The sequence below is a fragment of the Corynebacterium sp. HMSC29G08 genome (genome assembly GCF_001806875.1).
GTDB lineage: Bacteria > Actinomycetota > Actinomycetes > Mycobacteriales > Mycobacteriaceae > Corynebacterium.
In genome coordinates this window covers 58,595-77,629 of sequence record NZ_KV786254.1, presented here as the reverse complement: position 1 = coordinate 77,629, position 19,035 = coordinate 58,595, and the positions used below count along the sequence as shown (strand labels likewise).

17 protein-coding genes and 1 pseudogene are annotated in these 19,035 nt (G+C 64.7%); 2 read left to right on the top strand and 16 right to left on the bottom strand.

Features of this window, described 5'->3' with window-relative positions; translation table 11 throughout:
• Positions 1-9: 9 nt before the first annotated feature.
• The 5 genes from HMPREF3101_RS07210 to HMPREF3101_RS07190 are packed head-to-tail and all read right to left on the bottom strand — an operon-like array spanning position 10 to position 3,657.
• The gene (locus HMPREF3101_RS07210) at positions 10-513 is read right to left on the bottom strand and encodes a hypothetical protein (RefSeq protein WP_070463947.1); all 504 of its coding nucleotides are present in this window, start codon (positions 511-513) and stop codon (positions 10-12) included.
• Between the two features lie 22 nt (positions 514-535).
• Positions 536-1,549: a ThiF family adenylyltransferase gene (locus HMPREF3101_RS07205; RefSeq protein ID WP_070463945.1), complete on the bottom strand. Its 1,014-nt coding sequence runs from the start codon at positions 1,547-1,549 to the stop codon at positions 536-538.
• Positions 1,542-2,012 (bottom strand): molybdenum cofactor biosynthesis protein MoaE, encoded by a 471-nt coding sequence (locus tag HMPREF3101_RS07200; protein ID WP_070463943.1) that lies wholly within the window; start codon positions 2,010-2,012, stop codon positions 1,542-1,544. Before HMPREF3101_RS07200 ends, HMPREF3101_RS07205 begins: the two co-directional genes overlap by 8 nt.
• Positions 2,002-2,472 (bottom strand): MogA/MoaB family molybdenum cofactor biosynthesis protein, encoded by a 471-nt coding sequence (locus HMPREF3101_RS07195; RefSeq protein ID WP_070463941.1) that lies wholly within the window; start codon positions 2,470-2,472, stop codon positions 2,002-2,004. Before HMPREF3101_RS07195 ends, HMPREF3101_RS07200 begins: the two co-directional genes overlap by 11 nt.
• 12 nt (positions 2,473-2,484) lie before the next feature.
• Positions 2,485-3,657 carry a molybdopterin molybdotransferase MoeA gene (locus tag HMPREF3101_RS07190; protein ID WP_070463939.1) on the bottom strand — a complete coding sequence of 391 codons (1,173 nt, stop codon included), beginning with the start codon at positions 3,655-3,657 and terminating at the stop codon, positions 2,485-2,487.
• Positions 3,658-3,698: 41 nt separating this feature from the next.
• On the opposite strand from HMPREF3101_RS07190, the gene HMPREF3101_RS07185 reads away from it, so the two are divergent.
• Positions 3,699-3,953 carry a MoaD/ThiS family protein gene (locus HMPREF3101_RS07185; RefSeq protein ID WP_070463938.1) on the top strand — a complete coding sequence of 85 codons (255 nt, stop codon included), beginning with the start codon at positions 3,699-3,701 and terminating at the stop codon, positions 3,951-3,953.
• On the opposite strand, the gene HMPREF3101_RS07180 is transcribed toward HMPREF3101_RS07185, so the two are convergent.
• The 7 genes and pseudogenes from HMPREF3101_RS07180 to HMPREF3101_RS07150 form a co-directional block, all read right to left on the bottom strand.
• Positions 3,950-5,863: an ATP-binding cassette domain-containing protein gene (locus HMPREF3101_RS07180; RefSeq protein ID WP_083280138.1), complete on the bottom strand. Its 1,914-nt coding sequence runs from the start codon at positions 5,861-5,863 to the stop codon at positions 3,950-3,952. The two genes, HMPREF3101_RS07185 and HMPREF3101_RS07180, sit on opposite strands and share 4 nt — an antisense overlap.
• Complete coding sequence (gene modA, locus HMPREF3101_RS07175; RefSeq protein ID WP_070463971.1) at positions 5,860-6,567, bottom strand: molybdate ABC transporter substrate-binding protein; 708 nt, start codon at positions 6,565-6,567, stop codon at positions 5,860-5,862. Before modA ends, HMPREF3101_RS07180 begins: the two co-directional genes overlap by 4 nt.
• Before the next feature lie 94 nt (positions 6,568-6,661).
• Positions 6,662-7,432: a respiratory nitrate reductase subunit gamma gene (gene narI / locus HMPREF3101_RS07170; RefSeq protein ID WP_070463936.1), complete on the bottom strand. Its 771-nt coding sequence runs from the start codon at positions 7,430-7,432 to the stop codon at positions 6,662-6,664.
• A complete protein-coding gene (gene narJ, locus HMPREF3101_RS07165; RefSeq protein ID WP_070463934.1) occupies positions 7,429-8,163 on the bottom strand; it encodes a nitrate reductase molybdenum cofactor assembly chaperone in 735 nt (244 codons plus the stop codon). The genes narI and narJ overlap by 4 nt, the downstream gene beginning before the upstream one ends.
• Positions 8,163-9,896: a nitrate reductase subunit beta gene (gene narH, locus HMPREF3101_RS07160; RefSeq protein ID WP_083280137.1), complete on the bottom strand. Its 1,734-nt coding sequence runs from the start codon at positions 9,894-9,896 to the stop codon at positions 8,163-8,165. Before narH ends, narJ begins: the two co-directional genes overlap by 1 nt.
• Positions 9,896-13,641, bottom strand: a pseudogene (locus tag HMPREF3101_RS07155) (nitrate reductase subunit alpha). The gene narH and the pseudogene HMPREF3101_RS07155 overlap by 1 nt, the downstream one beginning before the upstream one ends.
• Positions 13,642-13,671: 30 nt before the next feature.
• Positions 13,672-14,970, bottom strand: coding sequence for an MFS transporter (locus tag HMPREF3101_RS07150; protein WP_070463932.1), 1,299 nt, complete (start codon positions 14,968-14,970; stop codon positions 13,672-13,674).
• A 179-nt stretch (positions 14,971-15,149) separates the two neighbouring features.
• Between HMPREF3101_RS07150 and HMPREF3101_RS07145 the strand changes: the two genes are divergently transcribed.
• The gene (locus tag HMPREF3101_RS07145; protein ID WP_246816690.1) at positions 15,150-15,692 is read left to right on the top strand and encodes a molybdopterin-binding protein; all 543 of its coding nucleotides are present in this window, start codon (positions 15,150-15,152) and stop codon (positions 15,690-15,692) included.
• Here HMPREF3101_RS07145 and HMPREF3101_RS07140 read toward each other — a convergent pair.
• From HMPREF3101_RS07140 to moaA, 4 genes are read right to left on the bottom strand one after another with little or no spacing between them, the layout of a single operon-like run.
• A complete protein-coding gene (locus HMPREF3101_RS07140; protein ID WP_070463927.1) occupies positions 15,689-16,258 on the bottom strand; it encodes a molybdenum cofactor guanylyltransferase in 570 nt (189 codons plus the stop codon). The two genes, HMPREF3101_RS07145 and HMPREF3101_RS07140, sit on opposite strands and share 4 nt — an antisense overlap.
• A gap of 5 nt (positions 16,259-16,263) precedes the next feature.
• Positions 16,264-16,743 carry a cyclic pyranopterin monophosphate synthase MoaC gene (gene moaC / locus HMPREF3101_RS07135; protein ID WP_070463925.1) on the bottom strand — a complete coding sequence of 160 codons (480 nt, stop codon included), beginning with the start codon at positions 16,741-16,743 and terminating at the stop codon, positions 16,264-16,266.
• Between the two features lie 9 nt (positions 16,744-16,752).
• Positions 16,753-17,985 carry a molybdopterin molybdotransferase MoeA gene (locus HMPREF3101_RS07130; protein ID WP_070463923.1) on the bottom strand — a complete coding sequence of 411 codons (1,233 nt, stop codon included), beginning with the start codon at positions 17,983-17,985 and terminating at the stop codon, positions 16,753-16,755.
• 3 nt (positions 17,986-17,988) lie between these two features.
• Entirely contained in the window at positions 17,989-19,017 is a 1,029-nt protein-coding gene (gene moaA, locus HMPREF3101_RS07125) for a GTP 3',8-cyclase MoaA (RefSeq protein WP_083280136.1), read from the bottom strand.
• Positions 19,018-19,035 lie beyond the last annotated feature (18 nt).

The following is a 19,035-nucleotide window of genomic DNA, read 5'->3' as shown; positions in this document are numbered from 1 at the left end:
GACGGGTGTTTAGATAACGCGCCACCGCAGCCGCTGGTTCGGTTCAGTTGGCACGATAACCTTCGCTTGCAGCGGTGTGGGGAGACGAAATTCGTAGCCGTCTTGGTCAACGATTTCCTTGACTCGTTGACGCTCCACATCGTCGCTGATGCGCAAAAGATAGCGCTTTCTTAGGCTGCTGTAGCGGTAGATCTGTTTGCGTATTTTCTTCGGCAGGATGTTGACGTCTAGTTCCGGCGTTTTGTAACGCCGTAGGCCCATCGCGGTGTTGACGTTGAGGTAGACCTCGTTTTTGTGCGGATCGGTCGGGATTTTGTTGGCCCGGTAGGGGCGATAACGCGTGGTAATCCGGACGGTGTCTAACACCGCGTCCACCGCATCAGGGTGGCGCATGATCCACGCTCTGCCCTCGCGCAGGTCTATCAGAAGGTAGACCCAGATAACCGCCAAGAAAGGCACGACGACGAAGGGTAAAATCCTCAACGCGAAAAACTCTAAGAGCTGACCCAGCATGCCACCACCCTAATGCGCGGCACTACCCTGAGGTTATGCGTTCAAGCCCACCGCGCAGGCTGGCTAAGCCAGTCAGCCCGCGCGCTTGTAGTGCGGCGACGGCCTGTGCCGAACGCACGCCACTTGCGCAGACAATCACCCCGCCGTTTTCCAGCTTGTTGGGGTTTTCGCCGTCCAAAATCCGCCCGAGCGGCACGTTGATCGCGCCAGGTAGGTGGAAGGCGGTGAATTCTTCGGGCTCGCGGACATCAATAATCGTGGCACCTTCCGCGATAATTTCCACCTCAGCAGGACCGGTGGGAGGGGTGCCGGTGCGCACTTGCTCAGCGACATTGGGATTGGAGACAAGCGCAATGTACTCCCAGGTGCCTGTCAACATGTCGAAATAGCCAAGCTGGCCAACCAGCGGGTCGCCAAGCCCGGTCACAATCTTGAGCGCCTCGGCGGCCATTGCGGAACCAACCACACCCACCAACGGGCCAAGCACGCCAGCCTGCGCACACGAGGGGACCGAGCCGGGTGGCGGCGGGGCGGGGAAGAGGTCCTCATACACCGGCCCGCGCCCGGCCCAGAACACGCTCAACTGCGCCTCGAAGCCCAAGATGGAACCCCACACGTGCGCAATCCCCAGGCGTGCGCATGCGTGCGAGACCACGTGGCGGGTGGCAAAGTTGTCGCTGCCGTCGAGCACCACATCCGCGCCTGCGAGCTGGTCCAGCGCAGTGTCCCAAGTCAGACGTTGTGTCACCGGCGTGATCTGCGTATCTGGGTTGAGCGCATAAAGCTGCGCAATTGCGGAATGCACCTTGGGCTCGCCCACGCGGGCGGTGGTGTGGATGACTTGGCGGTGGAGGTTTGACAGGTCGACGACGTCGTCGTCGAAAAGCGTGATGTGGCCTATGCCTGCGGCGGCGAGATAGAGCAGCGCGGGCGAGCCGAGGCCGCCGGCGCCGATGACGGCGACATGCGAGGCGCGAAGTTTTTCCTGTGTCTCATCGCCGATGAGCGTGGTCTGCCGCAGGTAGCGTTCACTCATCGATGCCCACCCACTGCGTCTCACCGCTGGTCAGCCCCTGCTTCTTCCAGATAGGCACCTCGGTCTTGACCCGGTCGGCAACCTCGGTGCAGGCGGTAAAGGCCTCGCCACGGTGAGCGCTGGCCACCACGACGAGAAAGGCGAGTTCGCCGATGGGCACCTCGCCTGTTCGGTGCGCGGTATACACGCGGACGGGGTGTGCGTCCGCGACCTCGGCAGCGACGCGCTTGAGCTCCTCGGGAGCAGAAGGGTGTGCCTCGTAAGCAAGGGTGGCGACGGAGTGGCCACCATCGTGGTCGCGGACAATACCCTCAAAGCGCACAAGCGCGCCCATCGCGTGGGTACGCGTGTCGGCGCAGGCCTGAGCCGCAAGCGACTCGAGCGGGGAGTCCGTGATCACGGCACCGGTGACCACGCCGGTCTGTTCGTACACGTAGGCAGGATCGTTGTGCTTAGTGCTCATGATGCCCTTCCAACTGGTCAAGGAGGTGGGGGAGAACGGGTTTCAGCACCTCGCAGCCATCGCGGACCCCGCCGCGAGAGCCCGGCAGCGTCATGAGGAAGGTGCCGCCGCTGATCCCGGCGACTGCACGCGAGAGGATCGCGGTGGGAACGTGTATGCGGCTCTGCTCGTAGAAGGCGTGCACGATGCCGGGGAGTTCGCGCTCGAGGTGCGAGTGCACCACCTCGACGGTGCGATCATCCTCGGTAATGCCGGTGCCACCCGAAGTGAGGATGACAGACGGCTTGCGCAGCAACGCGGTGCGCACGGCGGTCGCGACGTCTTTATCAGCAACGACAGTGGCCTCCGGGGTCTCAAAGCCAAGCTCGCGTAAGAAGGCGACAGCGATTGGCCCGGACTCGTCGGCGTAGACGCCTTGGGCCGCGCGCGTTGATGCCACAATAACTTCAGCTTTTCTCATAGATATGCCACCTTACAGCGGGTACACGGAAACCAGCTCGCCCGCGGCTAAGTGCACGCCAGCCGGGACGCGGAGCAGGCACTGCGCCGCCGTGCCCTGGGCCAGCAGGTGGGAGCTGGCACCGCCGACCGGCCGCACCTGGCCATTAACAATGCGGCCGCGCAGAAACTGCTCGCGCCCTTCGATGCCGGTGACGGGGCAGGCAAGCGGGGCGCGCAGTACCGCGGGCGCGTGACCGAGCAGGGGCGCAACGTAGAGCCGGAAGCTCACCAGCGTGGAAATCGGGTTGCCCGGCAGGCCAATCACCGGTACGCCGCAGTACATGCTTAAGCCCTGCGGGCCACCCGGCTGCTGGCTCACGTGCCCGTACCAACCTTCCGGGAACGCCAGGCGTACGACCTCGAACTTGCCGTGGCTGATGCCACCCGAAGTCACCACTGCGTCCGGCTGCTGGCGTTCGATGGCGATCCGTACTTGCTCACGCAGCACGTCCGGCTCGTCGCTGGTGCGCACGTGCGCGGCCACCTCGATCCCATGCCGGGCGGCGAGCGCACGCAGCATCGGGCCGTTGGCATCCGGAATCGTCGCCGCGCCCGCCTGCTGTGGAGCGTGGGCAACCTCGGCACCGCCAGTCACAATCACAATGCGGCCCGCGCGCACCACGTTGACTTCCTCAATCCCCTGGCTGGCCAACGCCCCAACGAGCGCCGGCGTGACGCGTGCACCCGCGCGGGCGAGCACGTCACCCGCAGCGATGTCGCTGCCGGCACGTCGCACGAACATGCCGACCTCAGTCGCGGGGAGCTGGATCTCATCGCCCTGTGCAAGAAACTCGGCAGGCTGGCAGCGCTCGACTGGGATCACCGCGAGCGTGCCCTCCGGCAGCTTCGCCCCGGTCATAATGGGTGCAGCGAGCTCGCCCAGGCCGTCGGGGTAGGTAGCCGCGGGGTCGTCGCCCGCCGCGATAGTCGCCCCAACGCGCGCGGAGCGCGCTTCCGTCGAGCCCACCGCGTACCCGTCCATCTGCGAATTATCAAACGCAGGCTGCTCTCGTACCGCCAGCACGTCCTGGGCAATCACTGCACCGTGTGAGGCGGCCTCGAGCGGGGAGAAGGTCGCGTGTCCACGCGCACCGAGTGCGGCCGCGACAGCGTCGAAGTGGGCTTCGGGGGTTCTGCTGCTCATGGGGCCATGGTACGGCGCGCGTCGGCCGGTATGGTGAGGGCATGCAGATCCACTACTTTGCCGCCGCCCGCGCCGCCGCTGGCACCGCCGTCGAGCAAGTCGGCGAGTTTGCCACCCTGGAGCAGCTGCTTGCCGACGCCACGTCGCGCCACACCGGCACCACCGACGCAGGCCAAACGCTGGCCGACATTATGCCACGCTGCACTTTCCTTATCGACGGCAAACGCGCGGAAGCCGCATCCTCACTCGCCGGCACACAACGGGTAGATGTGCTTCCTCCGTTCGCGGGCGGCTAGGACACAGCTACCCGCACCTGGGCTGCGTCGAGCGCGCAGGAAAGCACAGTCCCTGGCGAGACGCTCGCCCGGATGGCCGTCTCCTGGTCCACGAGCGTGAACAGCGCATACTCCTGTGCTTCCTCGGTATCGTGCGTCTGCTGCCGCAGTGTCACACTGGCCTCACCACTTGGCAACATGCTGACAGATTGCACGCGCGCTTTGAACACGGTGCCGTGCCCAGATTGCGCACCCCGGCCCTCGAGAGTGAGCGCGCCGGGCGGGAACGTGGCGCGCAGCGAGGTACCCGCAGGATAAGGAGAAAGATTCAGGCCGCGGATAGTGCCGAAGGCGCACACGAAGGTGCCGCCTTCGCCTGCGGTGCCGGTGAGCAGGTTGGTGCCTACTAAACGCGCGGCGAAGCGTGTTGCGGGGGCTTCGAGTTCCTCGGACGCCCGGCGGAAGGTGCGCACGCGCCCGCGTTCCATGACAGCTACGCAGTCGGCGAGTGCGAGCACGTCCAGGGCGTTGTGGGTGATGAGCACGGTGGTGCGGTCGTGGCGCGCGGCGTGTATGACGTGGCGCCATTGGGCGGCGGCGTCGACGTCGATAGCCGCGAGCGGCTCATCCAAGATGAGCACCGCGGGGCGGGCGGCCAGCGCGCGGACGAGGGAGACCTGCGCTGCTTGGCCGCCGGAGAGCGCGGGGACGGGGACGTCGGCAAGCTCGGCAAGCCCGGCCGCAGCGAGGAGCTCGGCGGTGCGCTGCGGGTCACGCGTGACCATGGTGATAGCAGAGGCTGCAGTCACGGTCGGCGGCAGGCCCGGGTTCTGGGTTAACAGCACGACCCCGCGCTGATAGGCGGGGACTGGGCGGGTGTCGGCGGAGTCGACGAGGCGGTCACCCACGGTTACTGAAGCACCGCGCAGCCTACCGGCGATGCGGCCGACCAGCGTGGTTTTGCCCGCACCGTTGGGCCCGATCAGGGCGGTGAGCGTGTTGGCGGGGAAGCGCACACCGTCGACCTCGACGTTACTGCCACCGCCTGCTGGGCGGGTGAGCTCCCGGAGGCGTGCGACGTCGATTGTGTCGGTGGCGCGGGCTTTTTGTGCGGGAGCGCGCCTGGAAAAGCACGCGGGCAGAGCGGTGGCGGCGAGGATGAGCACCGCTAGGCCGATGAGGATGGCGGAAAGGCCGTACGCAACCTCGGGGTCGACCTCGCGGGCGAGGTAGATGCCCAGCGGCATGGTGCGGGTGGTGCCGGGCATGGAGCCAGCGAAAGTGAGCGTGGTGCCGAATTCTCCGAGCGAGCGGGCGAAGGCGAGCCCGGCCGCCGAGACCAGCGAGGGGGCAACCGCGGGCAGAATGATCTGGCACACCGTTCTCGCAGGCGTAATACCCACGGCGGCGGCCGAGGAGGTGATCTCCGAGTCGAGTTGGCGGAGCGCCGCATCCAGGGTGATCACCACAAAGGGCAGCGCGATAAACACGTGCGCGGCCACCACGCCGGGAAAGGCGAAAGCGAACTGCCAGCCCAGTAGGTCTAAGAGCGGGGCGGCGAGACCGCGGCGGCCAATGAACGCGGACAGCGCTAGACCTGCCACCACCGGCGGCAGTGCAAGCGGTAAAAGTACGAGCAGGCGGGCAAGTCGAGCGCCGCGCTTGAGGTGCTGCAGCCACAACGCAAGCGGCACCCCCAGCACCATGGCCACGGCCGTTGCACACACCGCTGAGGCGAGCGTGATACGCAGTAGGTCACGGGTGTCTTCGTTGCTAAAAATCTCGCCAAGCCGGTCAAAGGGCACCCGGATGCCGAGTGAGATGACCGGCAGGATGATCAGGGCGAGCGTAACAAGCGCGAGCGCCCACACCGCTTTGCTGCTCGGCTGTGGCAGCGGTGTGATCGGCGAGGCAGCGCGTGCGCACGTCATGCCGCGGGGGTGAATCCGTACTTCTCCCAGAGGGATACGGCCTTATCGCTGCCCAGCAGCTTGACCAGCGCGGCAGCCTTCTCTGGGTGCTCGGTTGTAATGACGACGCCGGCGACGAGCGAGTTCGGATATTCGTCCGCGTGCGGAATGTCGATGACCTCGACCACGTCTTTCACGGCTGCGGCGTCGGTGCGATAGACAAAGGCGGCGTCCGCCTCGCCAGACACGACCTTGCCCAGCGTGTCGGCCACGTTGTGTTCAAGCGAGACTGGGGCGAGGTCCAGTGAGTTCGCGTCGATGAGCTGGTTGGACACCGCGCCGCACGGAACCTGTGTGTCGCAGAGCACCAGCTTGACGTCATCTCTCTCTAGGTCTTGGACATTGCTGATTCCGGCCGGGTTGCCCTTCGGAACGACCAGCACCATCGAGTTGGTTGCCACGACCTGCGGGTCACGCACTAGGCCTGCCTCGACGGCGTCGTCCATGTGCTTCTGGTCGGCGGAAATGAGCACATCGCCCGGGGCGCCGTCGGCAAGCTGCTGCACGAGCGCAGAGGAGCCGGCGTTGACGAAAATCAGAGAATCCTCACTTAAGCCCTCGAGGTCGTCGTTGAGCACGCGCGTCGACGCGGCTCCAAGCACCGTGAGCTCGGTGGCGCTGTCCGCGGACTCGCTGCTACACGCGGCAGCGGATAGCGCGAGCATCGCAGCCGCTGGGACGGCGAGCACACGGGAAAGACGCACGGTGGCTCCTTAAACAACGACAAACAACGACAAAAGCGAATCGATTTCTTCTAGCTTAGAGCAACTTCTCGCGCTTCAGTTGCGCCTCGTTGGAGCGGATCGGGCTCCACTGATCCTCGGTACGGCGGCTTTGCACCTCTGGCCCGCGAGAGCGGTAGACCACGTACGGGCGGGTGGAGTAGCCCACCGGGGCGGAAAACGCGTGTACCAAACGGGTAAAAGGCCACACAGCGATGAGCGTAAAGCCAGCCAGCACGTGGACCTTGAACTGCCACGGCGCCTGCACCATCAGCTCGGGCTGGGCGTTAAAGATGAGCAGTTGGCGGATCCACGGCGAGATGGTCTCGCGGTAGTCATATCCGCCTGGCTCACCAAAGACCTGCGTGGACACGGTCGCGATGAAGCCCGAGAGCAGCGCCACGACGAGCAGGATGTACATCACCTTGTCTGAGGTGGCGGTGGACAAAAATACCGAGCGGTTGACCACTCGCCGGTACAGCAAGCCGAAGATGCCCAGCACGACGGCAACGCCTGCGATGGTGCCCGGGATGGTGGCGATCAGGTGATAAGCGTGGTCGCTGATCCCGATTGCGCGGGTCCAGGTCTTCGGGATAGCCAAGCCCATGAGGTGGCCGATGACCACGAAGACCATGCCCCAGTGAAACAGCGGGGAGGAGAGGCGCAGGAGTTTCGACTCGTAGATTTGCGAGGAGTGCGTCGTCCAGCCCATCTGGTCGTAGCGCCAGCGCCAGATGATGCCAATGACAAACGCGGCGATGGCCAGCCAGGGGAAGGCCACCCACAGGAATGCTTCAATGCCAGTCATGGTTCTTTAAGTCCTAACTGTGTTCGGGGACTGTGTTCGGGGACAGCGGTGGGAAAGGGAAGGGGTTGGGTCTCGATCCCGACAAGCTCGGCAGGCGGGCCCTGCCGGATGAGGTTGATGTAGCTCTGCGCGGTCTCTGGTGCCATCTCGGGCAGCGACATGCACAGTGCGGTAATCACGTGCGCATACGGCGAGCTCAAGTCTGTCAGCGCGCGGCGAAGCACCTCGATGCCATCGCGGTGGCTGGCCACCATGGCGACGGCGTTGTCGGTCACGGAGGTGTCCGCAAGCGCGAGAGCTTCGAGCACGACGCACAGGTGGTCAGGTAGCTCATCGGAGAGCTCTTCAACGCCGAGTGCAGCGAGCTGCTGACGGAAGGCCAAGATGGCGGCGCCGCGCTGACGGGTATCGCCTACGGCGTAGTAACTCAAGTGCAGCGAGCAGCGTCGACGCTGGTCGAAGGTCTCAACGTAGTGCTCTTCGGCATGCAAGCGGCCCAAGCTGCGCGCGGCGTCGGTAAAAGCGGCAAGCTCACCGGCAATCGCGAGCGGCAGCTCGGACAGTTGCTTCTCAACAGCGTGCAGGAGCTCCACAAAGTCCGGGCCCGGGTATCGCAGCAGCAACGAGCACGCCATAGCTGTGAGACGACGCTGCTCATCTGACGCTGCCACTGGCTGGACCAAGGTCTCGGGCAGCGGGCCCGTATGGGGGCGAGGTCGGTGGCGAACCATTACTGTTCACCGTCTCGCCGCGCGGTGGCGGACTCGCTCGAGTTGGTGGGGTCTGTGCCAGGAGTCGGCACATCGGGCGTTGCCGAGCGTGGGCTGAAGTGCTCACGCGGGCTGCGTTGTGTCTTCGGCTCCGTGGTTCGCAGCGTCTGGGAGGGGAACATCGCGTCCGGGCGATCGCCAGTCCAGGTCAGTAGCGATACCTTGCCACCGGCGGAGTGCTCCGCTTCTTCGTGGCAGGCGCTCGGGGCACCCATGCCGAGGTTAGCCATGAAGTCCGAGGCGCGCGGGTCGGTCCCGCCGTAGGGGTCGAGTTCGCTTACCCCACGCGGTGTCTCCGGCGACGCGGAAGGGATGACGTAGCGGTCGTCATACTTGGCAATGGCCAGAAGCTCGTACATCTTCACCAGATCCTCGCCGGTCATGCCAACCGCCTGAGCGATCTCTTCGTTCGTTGTCTGGCCCAAGTTGATGTCGCGCATGTAGGAGCGCATCGCCGCGAGCCTGCGCAGGGAAAGCTCGACCGGCACGGTGTCACCGGCGGTAAACAGGCCTGCCTGGTACTCCAGCGGGATGCGCATATTGGAGATAGCAGAGAGCAACACTTTGTGGTCCTCGCCGTCTGCGCCGGTCTTGGTCACCTGCTCCACGATCGGGGACAGGGAGGGGATGTACCAGACCATCGGCAGCGTGCGGAACTCCGGGTGCAGCGGCAGTGCGACACCGTAGGTGAAGATGAGGTCGTAGATCGGCGAGTGCTGCGCCGCGTCAATCCAGGAGTGCGGGATGCCCGCGGCCTCGGCCTGGCGCACGACCTCCGGGTCGCGTGGGTTGAGGAAGAGCGACTTCTGTGCCTCGAGCAGGTCGTGCTCGTTGGGAGTAGCGGCTGCCTCGGCGACGCGGTCAGCGTCGTAAAGCAGCACGCCCAGGTAGCGCAGGCGGCCCACGCAGGTCTCGGAGCAGACCGTCGGCTGGCCGACCTCGATGCGCGGATAGCAAAGCGTACATTTCTCGGCCTTGCCCGTCTTGTGGTTGAAGTAGACCTTCTTGTACGGGCAGCCCGAGACGCACATGCGCCAGCCGCGGCAAGCATCCTGGTCTACAAGCACGATGCCGTCCTCGGTGCGCTTGTACATCGCCCCCGAAGGGCAGGAGGACACGCACGTCGGGTTGAGGCAGTGCTCGCAGATGCGCGGGAGGTAGAACATGAAGGAGTCCTCGATCTCCTTTTTCACCTCGAGGTTCATCTCCTTGAGCGTGGGGTCCATGTCCATGATCTCGCCGGAGCCGCCGAGGTTGTCGTCCCAGTTCGAGGACCAGGAGATCTTCTCAATCGGCTTGCCCGTAATCTGCGAGACCGGTTGCGCTGTCGGCTGAGTCTTCTGGCCGGCGGGCGCGGACATGAGCTTTTCGTACTCGTAGGTCCACGGCTCGTAGTAATCCTTAATGCTGGGCATGTTCGGGTTGTGGAAGATCGTGGCCAGGCGCTTAAGCCTGCCGCCCTGGCGGGGCTTGAGGTTGCCCTTGCCGTCGAGCGTCCAGCCGCCCTTCCACTTGTCTTGGTCCTCCCAACGCTGCGGGTAGCCCACGCCGGGGCGGGTCTCCACGTTGTTGAACCAGATGTACTCGGTTCCTTCGCGATTGGTCCACGCCTGCTTACAGGTCACCGAGCACGTGTGGCACCCGATGCACTTGTCCAGGTTCATCACCATCGCAATTTGCGCCATAACTCGCATTAGTACTGCACCTCCTGGGAGCGGCGACGGATCCGGGTGACCTCATCGCGGTTGTTGCCGGTTGGGCCGATGTAGTTGAAGTAGTAGGACAGGTGCCCGTAGCCACCTGCCACGTGCAGTGGCTTGATGGTGATGCGGGTCAGCGAGTTGTGAGTACCGCCGCGACGGCCCGATTTCTCATTCAGCGGCGTGCCCACGGTGCGCTCCTGGGCGTGGTTCATGATTACGGTGCCCTCCGGGATGCGGTGGGTGACAATCGCACGGGCGGAAACCACGCCGTTGCGGTTGTACAGCTCGACCCACTCGTTGTCCTTCACCCCGATCTTGTCGGCGTCCGCCTGCGACATCCAGACCACCTGGCCGCCACGCGAAATGGACAGCACGTGCAGGTTGTCAAAGTACTGCGAGTGGATGGACCACTTGTTGTGCGGCGTGAGGTAGCGCACCGTGATCTCCGGATTGCCGTCCTCACCCGTGACCGTCTGGCCCGGCGCGGTCTCGCCGTTGAGCCGGAGGCGGTCCAGTGGCGGCTTGAACACCGGCAGCTGCTCGCCGTAGTCGATGAACCAGTCGTGGTCGATGAAGTAGTGCATGCGCCCGGACAGGGTGTTCCACGGCTTACCCATTGCCAAGTTCAGCGAGAACGCGGTGTAGCGCTGTCCATCGCGCTTGTCGCCCGACCACTCCGGCGAGGTGATCACCTCCTGCGGGCGCTCCTTGATCTTGTCCCAGGTCATGCGGAAGTCCTCGGTGCCTTCCCAGAACTCGCGGGTGTCTATACCCATCATCTCGCCCAGGTTTTCAAAACCGTTGCGCGCCACCTCGCCGTTGGTCACACCTGACAAGTGGAGGATGGACTCGGCAGCCTTGACCGCAGTGTCAAGCGACGGCCGGTCGCCCGCCGAGGTTGTGTGCGTCGTGCCGTTAATGCCGAAGAGCTCTTCGACCTGCTTCGCCACGTCGAAAGGCGTGCCGTGCACATTGGTGCCAGCTTTTTCCGAAAGCGGACCGAAGGACATCCATTTTTCAAAGACCTTGGTGTAGTCGCGCTCCACCGGGATCAGCTTCGGCATGGTCTGGCCGGGCACCAGTCCGACCTCTTCGACCTTCGGCACGGTGCCGTTGGCCATCAGGGGGTTGATCTCGTCCGGGGAGTCGTGGTTCAGCGGCGCCGCAACCACGTCCGTCTGCGTGCCGAGCCACTTACCGGCCAGGCGCGAGACCGCATCCGCGAGATCGCGGAAGATCTCAAAGTCGCTGCGAGCCTCCCACGGCGGGTTGATCGCCGCGTTGAAAGTGTGGATGAACGGGTGCATGTCCGTGGTGGACAGGTCGTTCTTCTCGTACCACGTTGCCGCCGGGAAGACGATGTCGGAGACCAGAGTCGTCGACGTGTTGCGGAAGTCCGTGGTCATCATCAAGTCAAGTTTGCCGATCGGCGCCTCGTCGCGCCACCTAATCGACGCCGGGCGCTCGCCCTCCGGCAGCTCCTCGGCCGAGACATCCGAATCCACGCCCAGCATGTGGCGCAGGAAGTACTCCGTGCCCTTCGCGGAAGAACCCATGAGGTTGGTGCGCCAGTTCAAAAGTATGCGTGGCCAGTTCTCTGGGGCGTCCGGGTCTTCGGCGGCGAACTCCATCTCGCCACTTTCCAGCTGGCTGACGATGTAGTCCTTCACGTCCATGCCCTCCTCCTTGGCTTGCTCGGCCAGAAGCAGCGGATTGCGGTTGAACTGCGGGTAGGAGGGCATCCAGCCGCGTTTCATCGCCTCCACGAGCGTCTCGGACAGGAACTTGTCTCCGGCGGCGTCCTTACGCGCCAGCGGGGAGGCCAACCTGGAGGCCTTGGAGTTGTCGTAGCGCCACTGCGAGGTGGTCAGGTAGTAGAAGCCGGTGGTGATCATCTGCCGCGGCGGGCGGTTCCAGTCGTTGGCAAAGGCGTACTGCGTCCAGCCGGACTGCGGGCGCAGCTTCTCCTGGCCGACGTAGTGCGCCCAGCCGCCGCCGTTCACACCCTGGGTGCCACACATGGAGGTCAGCGCCAGGAAGGTGCGGTAGATCGAGTCGGCATTGACGTAGTGGTTCACGCCTGCGCCCATGATGATCTGGGAGCGCCCCTTGGAATCCAGCGCGTTCTGTGCGAATTCGGTGGCGATGCGCTCAATCTGCGCAACCGGCACATTCGACAGCTCTTCGGCCCAGGCGGGCGTGCCAACCTCGGTGGCGTCGTTGAAGTCCTTCGGCCAGGAGCCCGGCAAGGACAGCGCCGGGCGGTTCACACCGTAGTGGGCGAGCATGATGTCGTAGACGGTGGTGACGAGTCTGTCGCCTACCTTGCGGGTTGGCACGCCGCGCACCGAGACACCCGCGCCGATGGGGCCGTCGGAATCGACGGCCTCGCGCGAGGCGTCCATGTCGAAGCGCGGCAGGGAAAGCTCGACGGTGCCGTACTCGCCGGTGTCTGCCACTGACATGATCGGCTCTACGCCCTTGTGGTGCAGGTTCCACTTGCCCGGATCCGTCTTGTAGTGGTCCGCGAGCGTGCCGCCCGGGTCCACCACGCGGCCGGAAGCCTCCATGTTGAGCAGGCGATAGTTGGCGTTGTCGCTGCCTGCCAGCTCGGCGTAGTCGGCCTCGCCGGAAAGCTTGTCCGCGGTGAGGAACTTGCCGGGGGCGTAGGTGCCGTCGTCAAGCGCATCGAGCTCCACGAGGAAGGGGGCGTCGGTGTACTTGCGCATGTACTCCATGAAGTACTCCGGCGCTTGGTCCACGTGGAACTTCTGCAAGATGACGTGCCCCATGGCAAAGGCGAGGGCACCGTCGGTACCGGGCGACATGCGCATCCACTCGTCGGCGAACTTCGCGGCGTCGTTGAAGTCGGGGGAGACCACGACCACCTTGGTGCCCTTGTAGCGCACTTCCGTCATGAAGTGGGAGTCCGGGGTACGGGTGACCGGGATGTTCGAGCCCCACATCATCAGGTAGCTGGAGTTGAACCAGTCACCGGACTCCGGCACGTCGGTCTGGTCACCGAAGGTCTGCGGGGAGGCCGGTGGGAGGTCGGCGTACCAGTCGTAGAAGGAGAGCATGGCGCCGCCGATGAGTCCCAAAAACGGGTGCCGGCGGAGTAGGAGACTTGGCTCATCGCCGGAATCACGGTAAAGCCCGCGATACGGTCTGGACCCCACTGGCGGATGGTGTAGACGTGCGCGGCGGCCGCGATTTCGATGGCCTCCTCGTAGGAGACGCGGACCAGGCCGCCCTTGCCGCGGGCACTGATGTAGGCGCGGCGCTTTAAGGGTTCCTCCTGGATCGCGCGCCAGGCGAGCACCGGGTCACCGTCGTGCACCTTCTTTTCCTGGCGATACATTTCCAGCAGCGCGCTGCGGATGTAGGGGTAGCGGATGCGGGTGGGCGAGTAGGTGTACCAGGAAAAGGACGCACCGCGCGGGCAGCCGCGGGGCTCGTACTCAGGGAAGTCCGGGCCCGTGGTGGGGTAGTCCACCGCCTGGGACTCCCAGGTGATCACGCCGTCTTTGACGTAGACCTTCCAAGAGCAGGAGCCGGTGCAGTTCACGCCGTGCGTGGAGCGCACCATCTTGTCGAAAGACCAGCGGTTGCGGTAAAACACGTCCGCCTGGCGGCCACCTTCCAGAATGATCTGTTGCCCTGAGGGGGTGACGTCGCCCTTGCGGACAAACCCGCCGAGCTGGAAAAGCGGGTTGGGGGATTCGGCGGCAGTCATTGTCACAATCTCCTTTTCAAATGAGGCGGGTTAGCCGGGGAACGGGGCGTTGGGGCGGGCGTAGTAGACCCAGGCGAGGATCGTCGCGATGGCGAAGTAGACCACGCAGCCCCAGAAGAAGGTCGTGGGCGCCATAAGCGTTAGCAGCACGCCGACGATGAAGGGGCCAAAGGCCGCGACGGCACCGGTGAAGCCAATCACGCCGCCGGCTTGGCGCTTCGGCAGGATCATCGGCATCTGTTTGAACGTGCCAGCGTTGCCCAGGCCCGCGAAGAAGGACATGATCAGCATGGTGATGTAGAAGGAAAGTGCGGCGTCGCCACCGCGGGCGAGGAAGATTGCCGCGACACCGGTAGAGACGGTCATACCCACGCCGCCGATGAAGGTCCACAGTGCGCCGCCGTACTTATCGCAAAGCGGGCCCCACAGGGCACGCACGACCGCGCCGATCATGGCGTAGAGGAAGGCCCAACCCATCAGGCTGGATGCGCTTTCCCCGAAGTTGTTCTTCATCAAAAGCGCGAGCTGGGCGCCGAAGCCCGCGAGCGCGCCGAAAGTCATTACGTAGATGATGGTGAGGATCCAGGTGTTCTTGTTGCCAAAGATGTCGATCTGCTGGCGGAAGTTGGCCTTGACCGGCACGTCCTTGAGCATCACCCAGGCCAGGATGGCCATCACGATTACCCAGGGGATGAAAAACAGCGCGACGTTGTAAATATTCATCAGCTCGCCGGTCTCGGTGCTGTGGATCGCGCTAAGTGACTTCATGCCGAACAGTGTGGTGCTAATCAGCATGGGCGCGGACAGCAGAACTACCGACATACCCAGGTTGGACAGACCTGCCTGCAGGCCCAGCGCGGTGCCCGACTTGGACTTGGGGAAGAAGTAGCCTGTCGACGGCATGAAGCCGGAGAAGACACCACCGCCAATACCGGTCATGAACGCCAAAAGCAGCAGCACCCAGTAGGGCGTGGCGCTTTGCACGGCGAAAAACCAGCCGAACAGCGGGATGAGGAAGAGCGCGGTGGAAAAGCTAATGAGCTTGCGGGTGCCCATCACCGGCGGGAGGAACATCCAGATCAGGCGGAAGAGGCCGGCGGCCAGGCCGGGGACGGCGGTAAGCCAGTAGAGCTGGTTCGCGGAAAGGTCAAAGCCCGCCTCATTGAGACGAGGTGCGATGGCGGCGACGAGATACCACGTGATAAAGCCGAAGAACAGGGCAATGGTGGAGATCCATAGGGTCCGCCAGGCAATGCCGGCATCCCATTTCTCGGGGTCTTCTGGGTCCCAACCATGTAAGACGCGGGCTGAGGTGTTCAAGGTTGTCATGAGTAATCCTTGGGCGGAATTTGTGAACTTGGGCGTGCGGTAAGTGCTGTTGTGCGGAATGCACTCCCCGGAGCGCTGATCTTTAGATCACACCAGAGCTTACCCGTCCTGACCTGGTATTCTCAACTTTAAACACGAAAAGTACCACCATATTTACGCAACATTTCTATTGCGTAAATATGTCTTTTTCGCAGTCTCTGCACCTCATGCAACCGCAGCAAGTGAGAAGAAAGTACGACCCCATGACGGCCCCCACCGCCCGCATCATCGTTGTCTCCGACAGAATCCACTCCGGCGAGCGCAACGACAGCTCAACCCCAGCCGCGCGCAGGCTTCTCCACGCTGCCGGGTTCGAGATCACCGGCTGCCATGTCGTACCCGAGGGCGAGACCGGGGTAGCTGGCGCACTCGACGAGGCGCTGGCGGCCGGGACATCGTTGGTGCTTACTTGTGGTGGGACCGGGCTCGGCCCCAGGAATCTCACCCCGGAGGTAAGTCTGGAGCGCATCTCCACCCGCCTCCACGGGGTAGAGACCAACATCCTGATCGAGGGCCTCGCACACTCCGAACGCGCGGGCCTGTGCCGCGGGGTCGTGGGGCTGACCTCCCGCGAACCCGGCGGCAGCCTGATCGTCAACGCCCCCAGCTCGCGCGGTGGCATCCACGACACGCTCACGGTCATTTTGCGGCTGTGGCCAAGCCTGACCGAGTGGGTGAGCTAAAGCTCTACTTCGCCGAGTGCGCGGAGCGCTTCGGGAGTGTCGTAGTCCTGCTCGGTGCCGTCGCCAAGCACCTGCACGACGCGCGTTGGCGGTTGGAGAAGCCGCTTTGCAGCGATATCACGCGTGCCGGTGCGCGCGAGCGCGTTGAGAAGCGCGGCGCGGTGCCAGACGGCGCACAACGGCTGGAGGAAACCGTCGGCGGCGTGGATGACGGCGGCGTGCGCGCTCGCCTCGCGCAGCAGCGCCTCGCAGAGGCTGGGGAGAAGCGCTCCGGAATCGGGTGCGTCGACGGCAAGGATGCCGATCAGGTCGGTGTCAAGGGCCTGAACCCCGGCGTTGATGCCGGCGACCGGGCCGCCGAAAGGCGGGTCCTCGGTGACCTGGCTGACTGGCAAGTCGAGTGGAAAAGGAGAGACCACCACTGCCGCCTCGTGGGCAGGGAGCGAGGCGAGCACACGGTCGATCAGGCGACGCCCGTCCACCTTGACCTGGGCTTTCTCCGCTCTCATGCGGGTCGAGCGGCCCCCGGCCAAAATAACTACGCCGAGCGAGTGCGCGGGTCGCATGGAAATTACGTCCCCGGCAGCTCGCGCGACCAGTCGCCGGAGCGGCCGCCGGACTTTGCGGTAATCCCGCAGCGACGGATGTAGGCGGAGCGATCCACGCCTTTGACCATGTCCACTACCGACAGCGCCGCCACGTTTACCGCAGTGAGCGCTTCCATCTCCACGCCAGTGCGGTCAGCGGTGCGAACCGTGGCCTCGATGAACACGTGGTCCGGCTTTAAGGTCAGGTCGACCTTGCAGCCGTGCACGCCGATCGTGTGAGCCAGCGGCAGCAGATCAGGCACGCGCTTCGCAGCGGCGATGCCAGCCACACGCGCGACGGCGAGCACGTCGCCCTTGGGAACGGTGCCGTTAGCAAGCGCCTCGAGCACTTCAGGTGAGCAAGCGACCTCGCACTGGGCCGTGGCGGTGCGCACCGTCGGCTGCTTCTCAGTCACGTCGACCATGTAGGCCGCGCCGGATGAATCCAGGTGGGTAAATTGCATTGTTGCTCCTTAGATATAAACCTTGACCAGGCCTTCGGGCGCATCCACGAGGGCTAGCCCATCTATCCCCGACAACGATGCCACGAAACTCGACGCGGTCGCCGGGGCGAAGGACTCCGCCACTGTGCGGGTGCCGTCTTGGCGCAGCCGCACCGGCACGGCGTGGGTCATCTCCGACTTTGCCGTGCTGACAAAACCCGCGGCGCGCTCGGCGAGGATATGCGGGCGCTCTTCAAAACGCAGACCACGGGACACGCCAGCCTGGGCGGCGAGAAGCGGGGCACCGTAGAGCAGGAAGGAAACGTAGGCCGCGACCGGGTTGCCCGGCAGGCACACAAACGGGGTACCGGCAAACATGCCCGCGCCCTGCGGGGTGCCTGGGCGCTGCGCGACCTTGCCGAACCACATGCCGTCATCGGCGGAGGTTACCTCGCGCACGATGTCGAAGGCACCGGCGCTGACTCCACCCGAGGTAATCACCACGTCCGCCTCGGCTGCGGCACGTCGCAAAGTAGCCTCGGCGCTGCAATCGTCGTCGACATGGTAGCGCACAACGTGCGCGCGCTGCCCGCTTGCCGACGCTGCGAGCTCCGCCAGCATCGGCAAATTCGAATCCGGGATCTGTGCCCCGCGCAACTCGCCGGGCCAGGCCACCAGCTCGCTACCGGTGGAGACCACGGCGACGGTGGGGTGCGCGTACACGTCCACGGTGCGGACGCCGGTGGAAACGCACGCGGCCAGCGTGCCAGCATCGACGCGGATCCCGGCCTGCGCGATTGTGTCCCCGGGCTTGGCGTTCTCTCCGGCGGCGCGGATATGGCTGCGGCCTGGCTCCGCATCCGTGATGGCGACCTGGTCGGGCAGCGGGTGCGGCCCGCGGGGGATATTGGTGTGTTCAACGGGGATGACGACCACGTCGGAGCCAGCATCCGCCGGGGAAATCGGCGCACCCGTCATCACACGAATCGCGTGTCCCGCCGGGCAGTCGATTGCGGGCGAGCCCGCCGGCACGTCGCCTGCGACCGGGAGCGTCCACGGTCTCTCGCCGTGCAGGCTAGCTGCGTGGACGGCAAACCCGTCGACGGCGGAGTTCGCAAAAGGGGGCACCGCGAGCCGACTTTTCACCGGCGCCGCGAGCACGTGACCGGCTGACTGGTCGAGCGGGACCTCGCGGATGGTCCGCGGTGCGGCAAGCGCGAGCACTCGCTCGAGGTGCTCAGCAATGCTGGGGCGATCGCTCATGGTCTAACCACCGATTTCGCTCATGGTGCGCTCCGGCTGCAAAAAGCCGACGTCATTAATCCCATGGCCCGGTTTCTTCAGCCACATCGCCTGTGCCCAGGCATCGGCGAGCTCCTTATCGCTCGCCCCGGCGCGCATCAGGTCGCGCAAGGACACTTCGTCGACTCTCTTGGAAAAGAGGCAGGCGCGGATCGCACCGTCGGCGGTGAGCCGGGTTCGGTCGCAGGCACCGCAGAAGGGATGGGTGACCGAGGCGATCACGCCGAGCGTGCCCTCGCGGGTGGCGTCGGCAATGTTCCACAGCGCCGCGGGAGCAGAACCGCGCGGCTTCTCCGCCGGGGTGAGGGTGAAGCGCTCCTCTATGCGGGAGAGGATCTCGTGGGCGGTGACCATGTCGCCGCGCTCCCACTTCTCGCGCGGGCCGAGCGGCATCTGCTCAATAAAGCGCAGCTGCAGGCCCTTATCCAGGGCGAAGTCGACCAGGTCGAGGATGCCGTCCTCGTTCACGCCCGGCATAACCACGGCGTTGACCTTGACCGGGGTGAGCCCCGCGGCAAGGGCAGCGTCGATGCCTGCGAAAACGTCCTGGATGCGATCCCTGCGGGTCAAGCGCGCAAAAAGTTCAGGACTGGTGGTGTCCAGGGAGACGTTGATACGGTCTAAACCTGCCTCGGCGAGCGCGTCGGCGCGCTTGGCCAGCCCGAGCGCATTCGTAGTCAGCGCGGTCGTCGGGGCGGCGCCGCTGCCGTCGATACGCAGCTTCTTTGTCGCCGCAACGATGTCTTCGAGCGACTTGCGCAGCAGCGGCTCGCCGCCGGTAAAGCGCACCTGGTGGATGCCAAGTGTTTCCACCGCGAGGCGAATGAGGCGGATGGTTTCCTCATCAGTCAACGCCTGCTCGGTGGGCATCCACTCGAGGCCGTCTGCGGGCATGCAATAGGTGCAGCGCAGATTACAGCGGTCGGTGAGGCTGACGCGCAGGTCGCGGGCGGTGCGGCCGTATTGATCATCCAACGTGCGTGTAGTGGGCATAGTGTCCCCAATATAGCG